At 71.9% G+C, this 14,704-nt stretch carries 13 protein-coding genes; 8 read left to right on the plus strand and 5 right to left on the minus strand.

Features of this window, described 5'->3' with window-relative positions; all coding sequences use genetic code 11:
• Positions 1 to 467 precede the first annotated feature (467 nt).
• Positions 468 to 2,999, plus strand: a complete 2,532-nt coding sequence (locus tag F4558_RS28440; protein ID WP_053654735.1) for an ATP-dependent Clp protease ATP-binding subunit — start codon at positions 468 to 470, stop codon at positions 2,997 to 2,999.
• A 295-nt stretch (positions 3,000 to 3,294) separates the two neighbouring features.
• Here F4558_RS28440 and F4558_RS28445 read toward each other — a convergent pair whose 3' ends face one another.
• A complete protein-coding gene (locus tag F4558_RS28445; RefSeq protein ID WP_053654733.1) occupies positions 3,295 to 4,206 on the minus strand; it encodes an iron-sulfur binding domain-containing protein in 912 nt (303 codons plus the stop codon).
• A gap of 96 nt (positions 4,207 to 4,302) precedes the next feature.
• Here F4558_RS28445 and F4558_RS28450 point away from each other — a divergent pair, with 96 nt between their 5' ends.
• The 3 genes from F4558_RS28450 (at position 4,303) to F4558_RS28460 (ending at position 6,252) form a co-directional block, all read left to right on the plus strand.
• Entirely contained in the window at positions 4,303 to 4,815 is a 513-nt protein-coding gene (locus F4558_RS28450) for a glycine cleavage system transcriptional repressor (protein WP_167946746.1), read from the plus strand.
• A complete protein-coding gene (locus F4558_RS28455; protein WP_053654730.1) occupies positions 4,812 to 5,408 on the plus strand; it encodes a peptide deformylase in 597 nt (198 codons plus the stop codon). The genes F4558_RS28450 and F4558_RS28455 overlap by 4 nt, the downstream gene beginning before the upstream one ends.
• A 118-nt stretch (positions 5,409 to 5,526) precedes the next feature.
• Positions 5,527 to 6,252, plus strand: coding sequence for a hypothetical protein (locus F4558_RS28460; protein ID WP_053655054.1), 726 nt, complete (start codon positions 5,527 to 5,529; stop codon positions 6,250 to 6,252).
• Between the two features lie 6 nt (positions 6,253 to 6,258).
• Here F4558_RS28460 and disA read toward each other — a convergent pair whose 3' ends face one another.
• The 4 genes from disA to F4558_RS28480 form a co-directional block, all read right to left on the minus strand.
• Positions 6,259 to 7,440, minus strand: coding sequence for a DNA integrity scanning diadenylate cyclase DisA (gene disA / locus F4558_RS28465; protein ID WP_053655052.1), 1,182 nt, complete (start codon positions 7,438 to 7,440; stop codon positions 6,259 to 6,261).
• Positions 7,441 to 7,572: 132 nt separating this feature from the next.
• Positions 7,573 to 9,030 carry a DNA repair protein RadA gene (gene radA, locus F4558_RS28470; RefSeq protein WP_167946748.1) on the minus strand — a complete coding sequence of 486 codons (1,458 nt, stop codon included), beginning with the start codon at positions 9,028 to 9,030 and terminating at the stop codon, positions 7,573 to 7,575.
• Positions 9,031 to 9,114: 84 nt separating this feature from the next.
• A complete protein-coding gene (locus F4558_RS28475) occupies positions 9,115 to 9,873 on the minus strand; it encodes a hypothetical protein (protein ID WP_053654725.1) in 759 nt (252 codons plus the stop codon).
• A gap of 138 nt (positions 9,874 to 10,011) precedes the next feature.
• Positions 10,012 to 10,851 carry a UbiA family prenyltransferase gene (locus F4558_RS28480; RefSeq protein ID WP_157552412.1) on the minus strand — a complete coding sequence of 280 codons (840 nt, stop codon included), beginning with the start codon at positions 10,849 to 10,851 and terminating at the stop codon, positions 10,012 to 10,014.
• 46 nt (positions 10,852 to 10,897) lie between these two features.
• On the opposite strand from F4558_RS28480, the gene F4558_RS28485 reads away from it, so the two are divergent.
• The 4 genes from F4558_RS28485 (at position 10,898) to F4558_RS28500 (ending at position 14,697) form a co-directional block, all read left to right on the plus strand.
• Positions 10,898 to 11,671, plus strand: a complete 774-nt coding sequence (locus tag F4558_RS28485; protein ID WP_167946750.1) for a class I SAM-dependent methyltransferase — start codon at positions 10,898 to 10,900, stop codon at positions 11,669 to 11,671.
• A 41-nt stretch (positions 11,672 to 11,712) separates the two neighbouring features.
• The gene (locus F4558_RS28490) at positions 11,713 to 12,879 is read left to right on the plus strand and encodes an acyl-CoA dehydrogenase family protein (protein ID WP_167946752.1); all 1,167 of its coding nucleotides are present in this window, start codon (positions 11,713 to 11,715) and stop codon (positions 12,877 to 12,879) included.
• 85 nt (positions 12,880 to 12,964) lie between these two features.
• Positions 12,965 to 14,023: a type III polyketide synthase gene (locus F4558_RS28495; RefSeq protein ID WP_167946754.1), complete on the plus strand. Its 1,059-nt coding sequence runs from the start codon at positions 12,965 to 12,967 to the stop codon at positions 14,021 to 14,023.
• 32 nt (positions 14,024 to 14,055) lie between these two features.
• Positions 14,056 to 14,697 (plus strand): hypothetical protein, encoded by a 642-nt coding sequence (locus tag F4558_RS28500; protein ID WP_167946756.1) that lies wholly within the window; start codon positions 14,056 to 14,058, stop codon positions 14,695 to 14,697.
• The last annotated feature ends 7 nt before the right edge of the window (positions 14,698 to 14,704 follow it).

Consider the following 14,704-nt stretch of genomic DNA (forward strand, 5'->3'; position numbering starts at 1 on the left):
GGCCGGCGTCGCCGTATCCGCGGGCGGGCGGCGGTATCCCTCGGTCGGGCGGCGCGATGTCCCTGAGACCGGGAAGCTTTCGGGCCGGGCCGGCGTTGTCCACAGCCGGTGGAGAAGATATCCACAGCCTGTGGACGACCCCCCGCAGGGCCGCGCGCGGCGTTCGTCGCCGGCGCCGGCCCGCCCTCCACGGGCCCCGGAGACCCTCCGAGGGCCGGGAGAAGGCTTCCGTCGCGCCGGTCGGATTTCGCTCTGCGCGTAGCGACAGGGGTACCGGAACACCTCCTGAGCGCGCACGGTTGTGCAAAACGACGTGGAACTGACCCAGACCAGAGACACACGACCTCAGCTGAGTCGGTCAGCGACGATAGAGTAAGGAGGCACGGACGCCCGTCCTGGACGTTCGCGCACCGGCCCCGCCAAGATCTTGACCATCAAGGCGCACGGCACGTGAGGAGCACGAGGGCATGTTCGAGCGGTTCACCGACCGAGCGCGACGGGTTGTCGTCCTGGCCCAAGAAGAGGCCCGGATGCTCAACCACAACTACATCGGTACGGAACACATCCTGCTGGGCCTGATCCACGAAGGTGAAGGCGTGGCAGCCAAGGCCCTGGAGAGCCTCGGCATCTCCCTGGAGGGCGTCCGTCAGCAGGTCGAGGAGATCATCGGCCAGGGTCAGCAGGCGCCGAGCGGGCACATCCCGTTCACGCCGCGGGCCAAGAAGGTGCTGGAGCTGTCGCTGCGCGAGGCGCTTCAGCTGGGGCACAACTACATCGGCACTGAGCACATCCTGCTCGGGCTGATCCGTGAGGGCGAGGGCGTCGCCGCCCAGGTGCTGGTGAAGCTCGGCGCCGACCTCAACCGGGTCCGCCAGCAGGTGATCCAGCTGCTGTCGGGCTACCAGGGCAAGGAGCCGGCTGCCGCTGGCGCCGCGCCGGGTGAGGCCGCGCCGTCGACCAGCCTGGTGCTGGACCAGTTCGGCCGTAACCTGACCCAGGCCGCCCGGGAGGGCAAGCTCGACCCGGTTATCGGGCGCGAGAAGGAAATCGAGCGGGTCATGCAGGTGCTGTCCCGCCGCACCAAGAACAACCCGGTCCTGATCGGTGAGCCCGGCGTCGGCAAGACCGCCGTGGTGGAGGGCCTGTCTCAGAAGATCATCAAGGGCGAGGTGCCCGAGACTCTGAAGGACAAGCAGCTCTACACGCTCGACCTCGGTGCGCTGGTCGCCGGTTCCCGCTACCGCGGTGACTTCGAGGAGCGCCTCAAGAAGGTGCTCAAGGAGATCCGCACGCGCGGCGACATCATCCTGTTCATCGACGAGATCCACACCCTGGTGGGTGCGGGTGCCGCCGAGGGCGCGATCGACGCGGCGAGCATCCTCAAGCCGATGCTGGCCCGTGGTGAGCTGCAGACCATCGGCGCCACGACGCTTGACGAATACCGCAAGCACCTGGAGAAGGACGCCGCGCTTGAGCGTCGTTTCCAGCCGATCCAGGTGGGTGAGCCGTCGCTGGCGCACACCATCGAGATCCTCAAGGGCCTGCGCGACCGCTACGAGGCGCACCACCGCGTCAGCATCACCGACGCCGCCCTCGTGGCCGCCGCCACCCTGGCCGATAGGTACATCTCCGACCGCTTCCTTCCGGACAAGGCGATCGACCTGATCGACGAGGCCGGCGCCCGGATGCGGATCCGTCGGATGACCGCGCCGCCAGACCTGCGTGACTTCGACGAGCGCATCGCCCAGGTGCGTCGCGACAAGGAGTCCGCGATCGACGCGCAGGACTTCGAGCGCGCCGCCCAGCTGCGTGACAAGGAGAAGCAGCTCCTCGGTCAGAAGGCGCAGCGGGAGAAGGAGTGGAAGGCCGGTGACCTGGACGTCGTCAGCGAGGTTGACGACGAGCAGATCGCCGAGGTGCTCGGCAACTGGACCGGCATCCCGGTCTACAAGCTGACCGAGGAGGAGACCTCGCGCCTGCTGCGCATGGAGGACGAGCTGCACAAGCGCGTCATCGGCCAGGAGGACGCGGTCAAGGCCGTCTCGAAGGCGATCCGGCGTACCCGGGCCGGCCTGAAGGACCCGAAGCGCCCGTCGGGCTCGTTCATCTTCGCCGGCCCGTCCGGTGTCGGTAAGACCGAGCTGTCCAAGGCGCTGGCCGAGTTCCTCTTCGGCAGCGAGGACGCCCTCATCCAGCTGGACATGTCCGAGTTCCACGACCGGTACACGGTCTCTCGGCTGGTGGGTGCCCCTCCCGGCTACGTCGGCTACGACGAGGGCGGGCAGCTGACCGAGAAGGTGCGGCGTCGGCCGTTCTCGGTGGTCCTGTTCGACGAGATCGAGAAGGCCCACCCGGACGTGTTCAACACGCTCCTGCAGATCCTGGAAGACGGTCGGCTCACCGACGGTCAGGGTCGGATCGTGGACTTCAAGAACACGGTCATCATCCTGACCACCAACCTGGGCACCCGTGACGTGGCGAAGGCCGTGTCGCTGGGCTTCCAGCAGTCGGAGGACTCCGAGTCGACCTACGACCGGATGAAGCAGAAGGTCAACGACGAGCTCAAGCAGCACTTCCGGCCTGAGTTCCTCAACCGGATCGACGACACCATCGTCTTCCACCAGCTGCGTCAGACCGAGATCCTCTCGATCGTGGACATCATGATCCGGCGGATCGAGAACCAGCTGCACAACAAGGACATGGGTCTGGAGCTGACCGACAACGCCAAGAAGTACCTGGCCGCGAAGGGCTTCGACCCGGTGCTCGGTGCCCGTCCGCTTCGTCGCACGATCCAGCGCGACATCGAGGACAACCTCTCCGAGCGCATCCTGTTCAACGAGCTGACCCCCGGTCAGATCGTGGTGGTCGACTGCGAAGGCGACCCGAACGACATCGACAAGTCCAAGCTCGTCTTCCGGGGCGCGGAGAAGCCGGTCGAGGTTCCGGACGCCGTGCCGGCCGACCTCGGTGGCACCGCCGCCGCAGGCGCGGACGAGTAGTAGAACCAGCAGCAAGGGGCGGGGCCCCGGTGGCGAAAGCCACCGGGGCCCCGCCTTTTCCGTACCCCCACGAGCCACACCTCGCAAACCCGGCGCCACCACCGGTCTGCCGCCCGCGCCTCTGCCCGGCTGTCGCGTCCTCAAGATCGCGCAACATCCTGGATCTAGTGGTATCCGGGCAGATCGAGGCCACCACACCCAGGATCGAGCACGAACTTCGGCGCGGGGCGCGAGGCGCGGGGCAGCGCGGGGCGGTCAGAGGTACGAGGTGCAGGGTCAGGAGCGCGCGAGGTGGTCAGGTGACGATCGGGGTGGTCGGGAGGGGTGGGCCGTCGCCGACGAGGCGGAAGGAGTCCGCGTCGACCGGTTCGACAAGTCCGTCCTGCACGAGTCCGGCCAGGGCGCGGGCGCGCTGCACGTCGTCGGTCCAGACCTGGTCCAGGCGCTGGTGCGGTACCGGCCCGGTGGCCTCCCGGAGCACCCCGAGCAGCAGTCCGCGTACCTGCCTGTCGGTGCCCGCGTACCGCTGGGGGCGGCGGGTTGGCCCGGCCGGTTGCTCCTGCCCGGAGGCACGCCACGCGCAGATCGACTCGACAGGGCAGGCCGGGCAGCGCGGCGACCGGGCGGTGCAGATCACCGCGCCCAGCTCCATGAACGCGGCGCTGGCGAGGGCCGCCGCGGCAGGCTCCGCTGGCAGCAGCTCCTCGGTGGCGACCAGGTCGGCCGGGCGGGTGACCGGTCCGGCGTCCGGTTCGCCGGCAACGGCCCGGCAGACCACCCGCCGTACGTTGGTGTCGACAACCGGATGCCGTTGGCCGTACGCGAAGGCGGCGACGGCCCGCGCCGTGTACGTGCCCACGCCGGGCAGCGCCAGCAGTTGGTCCAGTCGGTCCGGCACCTGGCCGCCGTGCCGCTCCACGATCGCGACCGCGCATTCCCGCAGCCGTACGGCCCGACGGGGGTAGCCGAGGCGTCCCCACATCCGGATGGCCTCGGCCGGTGTGTCCGCAGCGAGCGCGGCGGGCTCCGGCCAGCGGGCCAGCCAGGCGTGCCAGGCCGGCACGACACGGACCACCGGGGTCTGCTGGAGCATCACCTCGCTGACGAGGATGGCCCACGGGGTGACGTCGGCGTGGCGCCACGGCAGGTCACGGGCGTGCTGCTGGAACCATCGGCTGACCAGAGCGGCGAAATCGGGTTGAGTCATGGCGCCGTCGATGATGTCACGCGATGTATTCCCGCTGGATGGGCGGCTTGGGCGGGGTGTCGTCGAGGCGGCGGGCGGATCGGGCAGAATGCGCGGATGAACGAGCTCGCGATCACCGTCATCGGCCGGGACCGGCCTGGCATCGTGGCCGACGTCGCCGAGGTCCTGGCCCGTCTGGGCGCGAACCTCACCGACAGCACGATGACCCGGCTTCGGGGGCATTTCGCGATGACCCTCATCTGCACCGGGCCGGCCGCCGCCGAGGTCGAGGCGGCGTTGGTGGCGCTGACCGCCGAGGGCCAGCTGCTGGCGACCGTACGCGCTGTCACGCCCGACGCCGAGGTCGCACCGGTGGGGGAGCCGCACGTGATGGCGGTGCACGGGTCGGACCGGATGGGCATCGTCGCGGCCATGACCCGGGTGCTTGTGGACGCCGGTGGCAACGTCACGGATCTGAGCACCCGGTTGGCGGGTTCGCTCTACGTGGTGCTGGCTGAGGTCGAGCTGCCGGCTGGTGTCGCCGACACGCTTGTCGAGCGGCTGCAACGGACGGCCGTCGAGTTGGGCGTGGAGGTCACGCTCCGGCCGGCGGACCCGGACCTGTTGTGAGCGGCGAGCAGGGGCCGGTCACCGGCCCGGACGTCGACGAGGCGTACGCCGGCCTTGGTGGTTGGACACCGGAGTCGTTGGCGGTGCCGGGTGAGGTGCGGGCCGTGGTGTCCGCGCCGCACCCGGTGTTGAGCCAGGCCGGGGGTGAAGTCGATCCGACGGCCGAGGAGACCGTCCGGTTGGCCGCCGACCTGGTCGCCACGATGCGGGTCTCGCCGGGCTGTGTGGGCCTGGCGGCGCCGCAGGTGGGTGTGGGTGCCCGGGTGTTCGCCGTCGATGTGACGGGGCATCCGAAGGCGGTCACCGTGCACGGCACGTTCGTGCTCTGCAACGCCCGGGTCGTCGAGGCGACCCGGTGGAAGGCGGGCCGGGAGGGGTGCATGTCGGTGCCCGACCTGACCGGGGACGTGAAGCGGGCCAGTCGACTGGTCGTGGAGGGTGAGCTGCCGGGCAGCGGCGCGGCGGTGCGGTTGGTGACGGACGGTTTCGAGGCGCGGGCGTTGCAGCACGAGATCGACCACTGCGCGGGTCTGCTCTTCCTGGACCGGGTGGCTGGTGCGCATGCCGTCTACCAGCGAAAGGTCTACCTCTGAGCGGGACGTCGGAGACCGGGGTGTCCGTCCCTAGTGGAGTGTCCGTGGGTCGTCGGGATGACGTTCCGGCGCGTCGCGTCGGGCTGGTGGGCGCGGCGCGGCTACGGTGGGGGGCATCATGCGTCTGACGGTCGGCCCCCTGCCACCCGCCGTGTACTGGCGGCGTCGCGCCGTCGTACTCGGAGCGGGGCTTCTCTTCCTGATTGTCCTGCTCTATTCCTGCACCGGCTCGGGTCGCTCCGGCGGTCGACAACCGGAGGCGGGGGCGACCCCGACGTCGACAGCGAGCCCGTCGGCCGAGAGTCCAGGGCCGGCCGGTCCGGTGCTGACCCCGCAGACGGGGGTGCCGCCGGCGTCCGGGTCGGCCGCTCCGGAGGCCACGCAGCCGACCCCCGAGATCACCAGCAACAACCCGCCACCGAACTCGGGCGGGTCGTCGGACGACGGCACCTGCACGGACGCGGAGATTAGCGTGAGCTCGGTGGTGCGGTCGACCTCGGTGCAGCGCGGAACGGTCGTCGATCTCCAGCTGAAGATCAAGAACACGTCGGACCGGACGTGCAGCCGCAACGTCGGTGCCGACCTTCAGGAGATCTTCATCAAGTCCGGTGCCGAGAAGGTGTGGTCGTCGGACACCTGCGGCAAGGCGCAGGGGTCGGACGTGCAGTCCTTCACGCCCGGGTTCGAGCGTTCCTACCAGGTGGGTTGGAACGGGCGGGACACCACCAGGTGCGACGGCAGCGGGCTGGCCGCCGGGCCATTCCCGCCGGTCGGGACGTACCAGGTGTTCGCCAGGGTCGGCACCAAGCTCAGCGCACCTGTGAAGCTCACCATCACCGGCTGAGCCGGATCAGACGTACCGCTCCAGGATGGACGCCTCGGCGAGCCGGGACAGGCCTTCGCGGACGCCCCGGGCGCGGGCGTCGCCCACGCCTTCGACGGCCTGCAGGTCCTCCACGGTGGCACCCAGCAGCCGCTGGAGGCTGCCGAAGTGCAGCACCAGGCGGTCGACCACGGCCACCGGCAGGCGGGGCACCTTGGCCAGCAACCGGAAGCCACGCGGGCTGACGGCGGCGTCCAGCGCGTCCGAGGCGGCCGGATAGCCGATCGCCTTGGCGACCGACACCAGATCGATAAGCTCGGTGGCGCCGAGCAGATCCAACTCGACAAGCGCCTCGTCCAGCGTGCGGGACTTGCGGCCGACGGGCAGGTAGTCCCTGATGACGAGCGTCCGGTCGGCGTCCACGCCTGCCATCAGCTCGTCGAGCTGGAGTGCGAGCAGGCGGCCGTCGGTGCCCAGCTCGACCACGTAGCCGGCGATCTCGTCGGCGATCCGGCGAACCATCTCCAGTCGCTGCACCACAGCCACCGCGTCCCGCACGGTGACCAGGTCCTCGATTTCGAGCGCGGACAGGGTGCCGGAGACCTCGTCCAGCCGAAGCTTGTAGCGCTCCAGGGTGGCAAGCGCCTGGTTGGCCCGGGACAGGATCGCCGCCGAGTCGTCGAGCACGTGCCGCTGACCGTTGACGTAGAGGCTGATGATCCGCATCGACTGGCTTACCGAGATGACCGGGTAGCCGGTCTGCCGCGCGACCCGCTCCGCGGTGCGGTGCCGGGTGCCCGACTCCTCGGTGGGGATGGACGGGTCGGGCATCAGGTGCACGGCCGCCCGGACGATGCGTGTGCCGTCGCTGGAGAGCACCACGGCACCGTCCATCTTGCACAGCTCGCGGACCCGGGTCGCGGAGAACTCCACGTCAAGCGGGAAGCCGCCGGTGCAGAGACCCTCGACGACCTTGTCGTAACCGAGCACGATGAGCGCGCCCGTACGCCCGCGCAGGATGCGCTCCAGCCCGTCCCGCAGCGCGGTGCCGGGTGCCATCAGAGCGAGGTTGGCGCGCAGCGGATCCCCGGCGCCCCCGGCAGCGGCGGACACGCTCACGCTGATCGGGCGGGCTGGTGAGCCCATGGCGCCGGTGCGGGCCTGGGGCGGTGGCCCGGCAGGCTTGGTGGTATCGCGGTCGATCGGCACGGGCACAGTCTACGGACTGCCGTGCGGTGGGTGCTGTCGTGGTTACTGTGATGTGTCACGATGCTGCCCCTTCCACGCATTTCCGCTTGCACCGTCCCTGTCCGATATAGCCGTCCGCGCCGACACGGTCTGTCACTCGGCGGACGCGCGGGCCGCGTGGTGCAGCGCCGAGCGCACGTCAGTGACCTCGGTCACGCGCATCTGCTCGGGCCCGGCGCCGGTGCTGGCCGGGCCGCAACCTGGCGGCACCAGGGCGACCTTGAACCCGAGCCGCGCCGCCTCGGCCAGCCGGCGCGGCACCGCCCCCACCCGGCGCACCTCGCCGGTCAGGCCCACCTCGCCGATCGCCACGAGGTGCGGCGCGATGGCCAGGTTGAGCCCACCGGACGCCACAGCCAACGCGATGGCCAGGTCGGCCGCCGGCTCCACCACCCGGATGCCGCCGACGGTGGCCGCGAAGACCTCCCTGTCGTGCAGCGTCAACCGCTCGGTGCGCCGTTGCAGCACCGCTAGCACCATGGCCAGGCGGGCCGAGTCGAGGCCGGAGACCGTACGACGGGGCGAGCCGGCCACCGTCGCGCCGATCAGTGCCTGCACCTCGGTGACAAGCGCCCGCCGCCCTTCCATGGCCACTGTGACGCAGGTGCCGGGGACGGGCTCCGAGTAGCGGGTCAGGAACAGGCCGGAAGGGTCGGCAAGGCTGCTGATGCCGCCCTCGTGCATCTCGAAGCAGCCGACCTCGTCGGCAGCACCGAATCGGTTCTTGACGCCGCGCACCAGCCGCAGCGAGGAGTGCTTGTCGCCCTCGAAGTGCAGCACCACGTCGACAAGGTGCTCCAGCACCCGCGGCCCGGCGACCTGGCCGTCCTTGGTGACGTGGCCGACCAGCACCGTGGCGATGCCCCGCTCCTTGGCGACCGAGACCAGCGCGGCGGTGACAGCGCGGACCTGCGTCACCCCACCGGGCACGCCCTCGGTGCCGGTGGTGGAGATGGTCTGCACCGAGTCGAGCACCAGCAGGCCCGGTTTGACCGCGTCGAGGTGCCCGAGCACCGAGGCCAGGTCACTCTCAGCCGCCAGGTAGAGCTGGTCGTGCAGGGTGCCCATCCGCTCGGCGCGCAGCCGCACCTGACTGACCGACTCCTCGCCGCTGACCACGAGCGAGGGGCTGCCGGAGCCGACCGCCCACTGCTGCGCCACATCGAGCAGGAGGGTCGACTTGCCCACGCCGGGCTCCCCGGCGAGCAGCACCACCGCGCCGGGGACCAGGCCGCCGCCGAGCACCCTGTCGAGCTCGCTCACGCCGGTGGGCCGGGCGCGGGCAGGGGCGGCGCTGATTGTCGCGATCGGCCGGGCCGGCTCGGCCGGTAGCCGGGAGCTGACCACCCGGCCGGAGACGGTCGGGCCGGTCACCGTGGACTCGACCACCGAGCCCCACTCGCCGCATTCCGGGCAGCGTCCCACCCACTTGGGGGGCTGGTGCCCGCAGGCGTCGCACTCGTACGCCGGGCGCGGCTCGCGGGCGGCGGACCGACCGCGGGCGGCACCTGCCGTGCCGCCGCGCGGTGGGGTCGATCGGGAGGTGGTCACATCAGGACGCTAGCCGCCCGGTGCGACGAAAACACCCCGGCGTGGTGGTTCCCACGCCGGGGTGTTCGTCGATGTCAAGCCGGGTCACTCGTGGGAGGTGCCGCCCTCTTCGTAACCACCCTCGCGCTCGATGATCGGCGAGGGAACCGGCGGGGCGGTGAACGGCACAGCGATCGGGGCGGGGCCGGTCACCGTGTTGCCGTTGCCGAAGTCGAACGTCACGAAGACGTTCTGCCCGCTGCGCAGCGCCTCCTTCAGGCCGACCAGCCGGAGCTGGCTGGTCGCCTCGGAGTTGAGCTGGAGGTAGCTCTGCGGTGCCAGCTCGATCCGCGCCGGCTGACCGGGCGCGGCGGGGCTGGCGGAACCGGACGCCCGCGCCGACTCCGGGGCGGAAGGGGTGGACGGGGCGGCCGAGGCCGACCCGGTGGCGGAGGGGGTGGCCGACGGGCTGGCAGTGCTGGATTCGGTTGCCGACGGGCTGGCGGAGGCCGAAGCCTCGGCCGACGGCGTGGCGCTCGCCGAGCCGCTCGAGATCACCACCTCGCGTGCGCTCTCGGTGGTGATCGTGACCGTCACGGTGCTCTTCGAGTCGTTGTAGATCACGGCGTTGAGCAGGGCGTCCTGGCCGGCCTGGTAGCCCTCGGTGCCCGGGTAGTCGACAAGCAGGCCACGAACCGCGTACGCGCCGTTGGCGGTCGTGAGGCTGACGCCCTGGACCGACGGTTCCTTCTCGGCCGTCTCGGCGATCTGACCGGTGCCGCATCCGGACACCAGCAGGCTGGCAGCCGCAATACCGGACAGCAACAGGGCCGCCCGCCGGGATCCCCTGATCGAGCGCGTCACGTCGGTCCTCCTCGTTGCGATCCCACCCGGCCGCACGCCGGGCACGGTGGCCATACCCGCGCAGACCGCGCTCCAGGGTAGTTGGAGCTGATCGAGGCCCGCACACGGACCCGGCAATGCCACCTTCCGGGGTGCCCCTCACACCACCCGGCCGCTCGCCACCAGGAGAACCACGTCGATGAGGGCCACGAGCATCACCGCTCGGAACGCGGACACCGGCCGCCTGCCGGCGCGGGCCGCCGAGCGCCCGGCGTACCAGCTCAGGGGTGGCACCACGGCGGCCGTGGCGATCGCCGCCAGGCCGACCAGCGACGGCGGCCCGGGTGGCCCCAGCACCAGCGCCGCGGTCGCGGCGAGGAGGAGGCCCGCCGCTGCTGCCCGGCTGCCTGCCGCGCCGAGCCGGTGCGGCAGGCCGCGTACCCCGGTCCGGGCGTCGTCGGCCAGGTCGGGCAGCACGTTGGCGAAGTGCGCGCCGGCCCCCAGGCACGCAGCCGCCACCAGCAGCCAGGCCGGCGGGGTGGGCTGGCCGGGCAGCCCCAGCACCACGAAGGCCGGCAGCGCGCCGAAGGAGACGGCGTAGGGCACCACGGAGAAGGCGGTGGCCTTCAGCGGCCAGTCGTAGAGCAGCGCGGAGACCAGCGCGACAGTGAGCCAGAACGCCGCCGTGGGGTTCGTGGTCAGCGCCAGCAGCGGGCAGGCCACCGCGGCCACCGCCGCAGCCCAGGCCGTGGCGCGCCGGCCGACCGCGCCGGCGGCGACAGGCTTGTCGGTACGTCCCACAGTGGCGTCCCGCTCGGCGTCCAGCGCGTCGTTGGTCCAGCCGACGGCGAGCTGGCTGGCGAGTACGGCGAGCACCACCGAGACGATTCCGGCCGGCCGGTGACCAACTCCCCAGGCGAGCAGACCGGCCACCGTGGTCACCGCGGCGGCCGGCTCCGGATGGCTCGCTCTGACCAGCCCTAACACCCTCGACGACATAAGGGAAGTCTGGTCGTTACCGAGCAGTCGTGCCACGCTCGGTCCCATGCGAGACGTGGCTGCGGCCGCGGCGTCCACCGGCTCCCGGGTGCTGCCGCCCAACGATCCGCGCCAGTACGACGACCTGGTCGACGAGTGGTGGCGGCCGGATGGCGCGTTCGCGATGCTGCACTGGTTGGCCGAGGCTCGCGCGGCGCTGGTGCCACCGGCGGACCGTCCGGACGCGGTCCTCGTCGACCTGGGCTGCGGCGCCGGCCTGCTCGCCCCGCACCTGGCCGGCAAGGGCTACCGGCACATCGGTGTCGACCTGACCCGCTCGGCGCTGGTGCAGGCCGCCGAGCACGGCGTACGGGTGGTGCAGGGCGACGCCACTGCGGTGCCGCTCCCCGACGGCTGTGCCGACGTGGTCTCGGCGGGTGAGCTGCTGGAGCATGTGCCGGCCTGGCGACAGGTTGTGGCCGAGGCATGTCGGCTGTTGCGGCCGGGTGGCCTGCTGGTGCTGGACACCCTCAACGACACGGCGCTGGCCCGGCTGGTCGCGGTACGGATCGGCGAGCGGCTGCCGACCGTTCCGCGCGGCATCCACGATCCACGGTTGTTCGTGGACGCTCGCGAGCTGGTCGCCGAGTGCGCCCGGTACGGCGTTCAGTTGCGCGTGCAGGGCGTCCGGCCGCAGGTCGGGGGCCTGGTCGCCTGGTTGTGGCGCCGCGTCCGGGCTACCCGAACGGGAGGTGTGGCGCCTGGCGGCCGTGCCCCGCGCATCGTGCCGATCCGGTCGACGGCCGTGTTGTACCAGGGCTGGGGTGTCCGTAACGGATAGTCAGGTCGTGGCGGGGGTAATGGACGCCAGGAGGGGGCGATATGACGGTGCACGCGCTTGAGGCGGCCCGCCGGTTGGCGCCGCGGTTCGCCGCGCGGGCGGCGGAGCACGACCGGGACGGCTCCTTTCCGGTCGAGGACTTCCGTGACCTGCGGGAGGCCGGCCTGTTCGGCTTGATGGTGCCGCCCGCGCTCGGTGGCATGGGTGCCACCTTCGCCGAGTACGCGGCAGTGGCCACGGAGCTTGCCCGGGGCAACGGCGCGACCGCCCTGGTGTTCAACATGCACGCCTCGGTGACCGGCGCGCTTGGAGCGGTGACGGAGGAGTTGGCCGAGGCGCTCGGTGTGCCCGACGAGGCGTTGGCCGCCCGGGACCGGCTCCTCGAGGCCGCGGCGCAGGGCTCCTGGTACGCGGTGGCGATGAGCGAGCGTGGCGCTGGGGCCCGGCTGTCCCAGCTGAGCACCGTCTACGAGGCGACCGACGACGGTTGGCACCTCAAGGGCAGCAAGACCTTCTGCTCCGGCGCCGGGCACGCCGACGGCTATCTGGTGGCCGCGCGCAGCTCTGCCGCCCAGTCGGTGGTCTCGCAGTTCCTGGTGCCGGCCGGCGATGGTCTGACCGTCGAGCCGACCTGGGACGCGCTCGGCATGCGCGCCACCTCCTCGCACGACCTGCACCTGGACGTCGCGGTGCCGGCCGACCGGTTGCTGGGCGGGGTGGAGGGGTTGGCCCTGGTGGTCGCCCAGTTGATGCCGCACTGGCTGGTGGCCAGCTACGCCGCCGTCTACGTGGGGGTGGCCCGCGCGGCGATCGACGCGGCTGCCGAGCACCTCAACGCCCGCAACCTGGCCGGCCTGCCGGCGGTACGCGCGCGGCTGGGCCGGGCGGACGCGGCGACGGCGGCGGCCGAGTTGGTGGTGGCCGAGGCGGCCCGCCGGGTGGACGACGCGCCGGGCGACGCGGAGACCAACCGCTGGGTGTGGCGGGCGAAGCTGCTGGCGGGCACCACGGCTGCCGAGGTGGCCGCGTCGATGCTGGAGGCGGCAGGCACCTCGGCGACACGGCGCGGCCATCCGTTGGAGCGGCTCTACCGGGACGCCCGCTGCGGCTCGCTGCACCCGGCCACGTCGGACGTCTGCGCCGACTGGTTGGGCATCGCCGCGTTGGGCGGCGACCCGGACCGTGACGGATCGGCGCCACGTTGGTGAGCCGGCTGTGCGGGTTCGGCGCGGGGGATGGGCCGGCCGAGGGGGCCGGTGGGACGGCAAGGGGGAGGACAGCGTCTGAGGAGAGGTGGGGATCGTGCCCGTACCAGTGATCGCGGGGCTCGGGACGGCGCACCCGCCGTCCGCATCGCAGGCCGAGTTGTGGGAGGGCTTCTTCTCCCGGCACTTCTCCGGCACCACCCGGTCGTTGGCCCAGCGGATCTTCGCGAACTCGGGTGTGACCCGGCGCCAGGCCGCGGTCAACCCCCTGCTGGAGGACGTCTCGGACTGGCCGACCGAGCGCCGGATGCGTCGCTACCAGGTGGAGGCGCTGCCGCTGGGCAAGGAGGCGGTCGGGCGGGCGTTGACGGCCGCCGGGATGGGCGCTGGCGACGTGGGCATGTTCATCGTCTGCTCCTGCACCGGGTACGCCACTCCGGGCCTGGACATCCTGCTCGCCCGGGACCTCGGCATGGCGCCGGACACCCAGCGGATGTTCGTGGGCCACATGGGCTGCTACGCGGCGCTGCCGGGCCTGGGCGCGGCGAGTGACTTCGTCACCGCACGGGGCCGCCCGGCGCTGCTGCTCTGCGCGGAGCTGACCAGCCTGCACATCCAGCCGTCCAGCGCCCGGGTGGACACCCAGCAGATCGTCTCGCACGCGCTCTTCTCGGACGCCGCGGTGGCCGCCGTGGTGGTGCCGGGTGGTCCGGGGTACGCGTTACGCGAGGTCGCCTCGGTCACCGACACCTCGACGGCCGACCACATGACCTGGGACGTCACCGACGCGGGCTTTCGGATGGGGCTGTCGCCGAAGGTGCCGCAGGTGCTCTCCCGGCACGTACGCACTCTGGTGGCCGACCTGCTGGCCCGGCACGGCGGCACCATCTCCGACGTGGATGGTTGGGCCGTGCACCCGGGCGGTCCGCGGATCCTCAACGTGGTCGAGCGGGAGCTGGCCCTGCCGCCGGAGGCGCTGGCGGCGTCCCGGGCGACGCTCGACGAGCACGGCAACTGCTCCTCGCCGACGGTGCTGCTGATCCTGGACCGGCTGGCGCGCGCGGCGCCTCCGGCGAGGCGTGTCGTCATGCTGGCGTTCGGTCCCGGCCTCACCCTGTACGCCGCCCTGCTCGACCGACAGGGCTGACCGCCCACGACCCGGCCGGTACGCTCACCCGCATGGATGCGGGGGCAGACGATCGGCTGGGGTCGGCGGTGCTGGCCGGGGTGGCCGTGGCCGCCCTGGTGGTCGGTGGCTGGTGGTGGCGGGCCACCGCTCCGGAGCCAACGGCCGGTCCGGCTCGCCCGACGGCCGAGCCGAGCGCGGAGCCGTCCGTCAGCACCGTCATGGAACGTGTCGTGGCCTCCGGGATGGCCGACGGGCCGGTGCGGGTGCGGATCGATCCCGAGACGGGCGAGGTCAGCGAGGCGCAGACCAGGTCGAGGGTGGTGATCGACCCGGCGACCGGCATGATCGTTGACATCGATGGCCCGCCGGGCGACAGCTTCGGCACGGGTGACCTGCCGCTCTTCAAGGAGACGGTCTGGCGGGAACGGCGGGAACTCACCCCGGGGGAGGCCGTGATCCGGCAGTCCGCCGACAATGGCGCCCGCCACCTGCTCCAGGTCCGGTGCACCAGGCTCGGTTCCCTGGCCGTGAAGGTCACCGGCGCTCGGCTGGCCGGCTCGCCCCGCATCGACTGCGACGGCACGATCGCCACTGCCGTGGTGCTTCCCGACGGCGGGCGGATCCGGGTGTCGCTGGTGTCGACGGCCGGGCAGCCCGTTGACGTCCAGGCGCAACTCGTCACGGTGCCCTGAGCGAGGT

The organism is Micromonospora profundi, from assembly GCF_011927785.1.
Lineage (GTDB): Bacteria > Actinomycetota > Actinomycetes > Mycobacteriales > Micromonosporaceae > Micromonospora > Micromonospora profundi.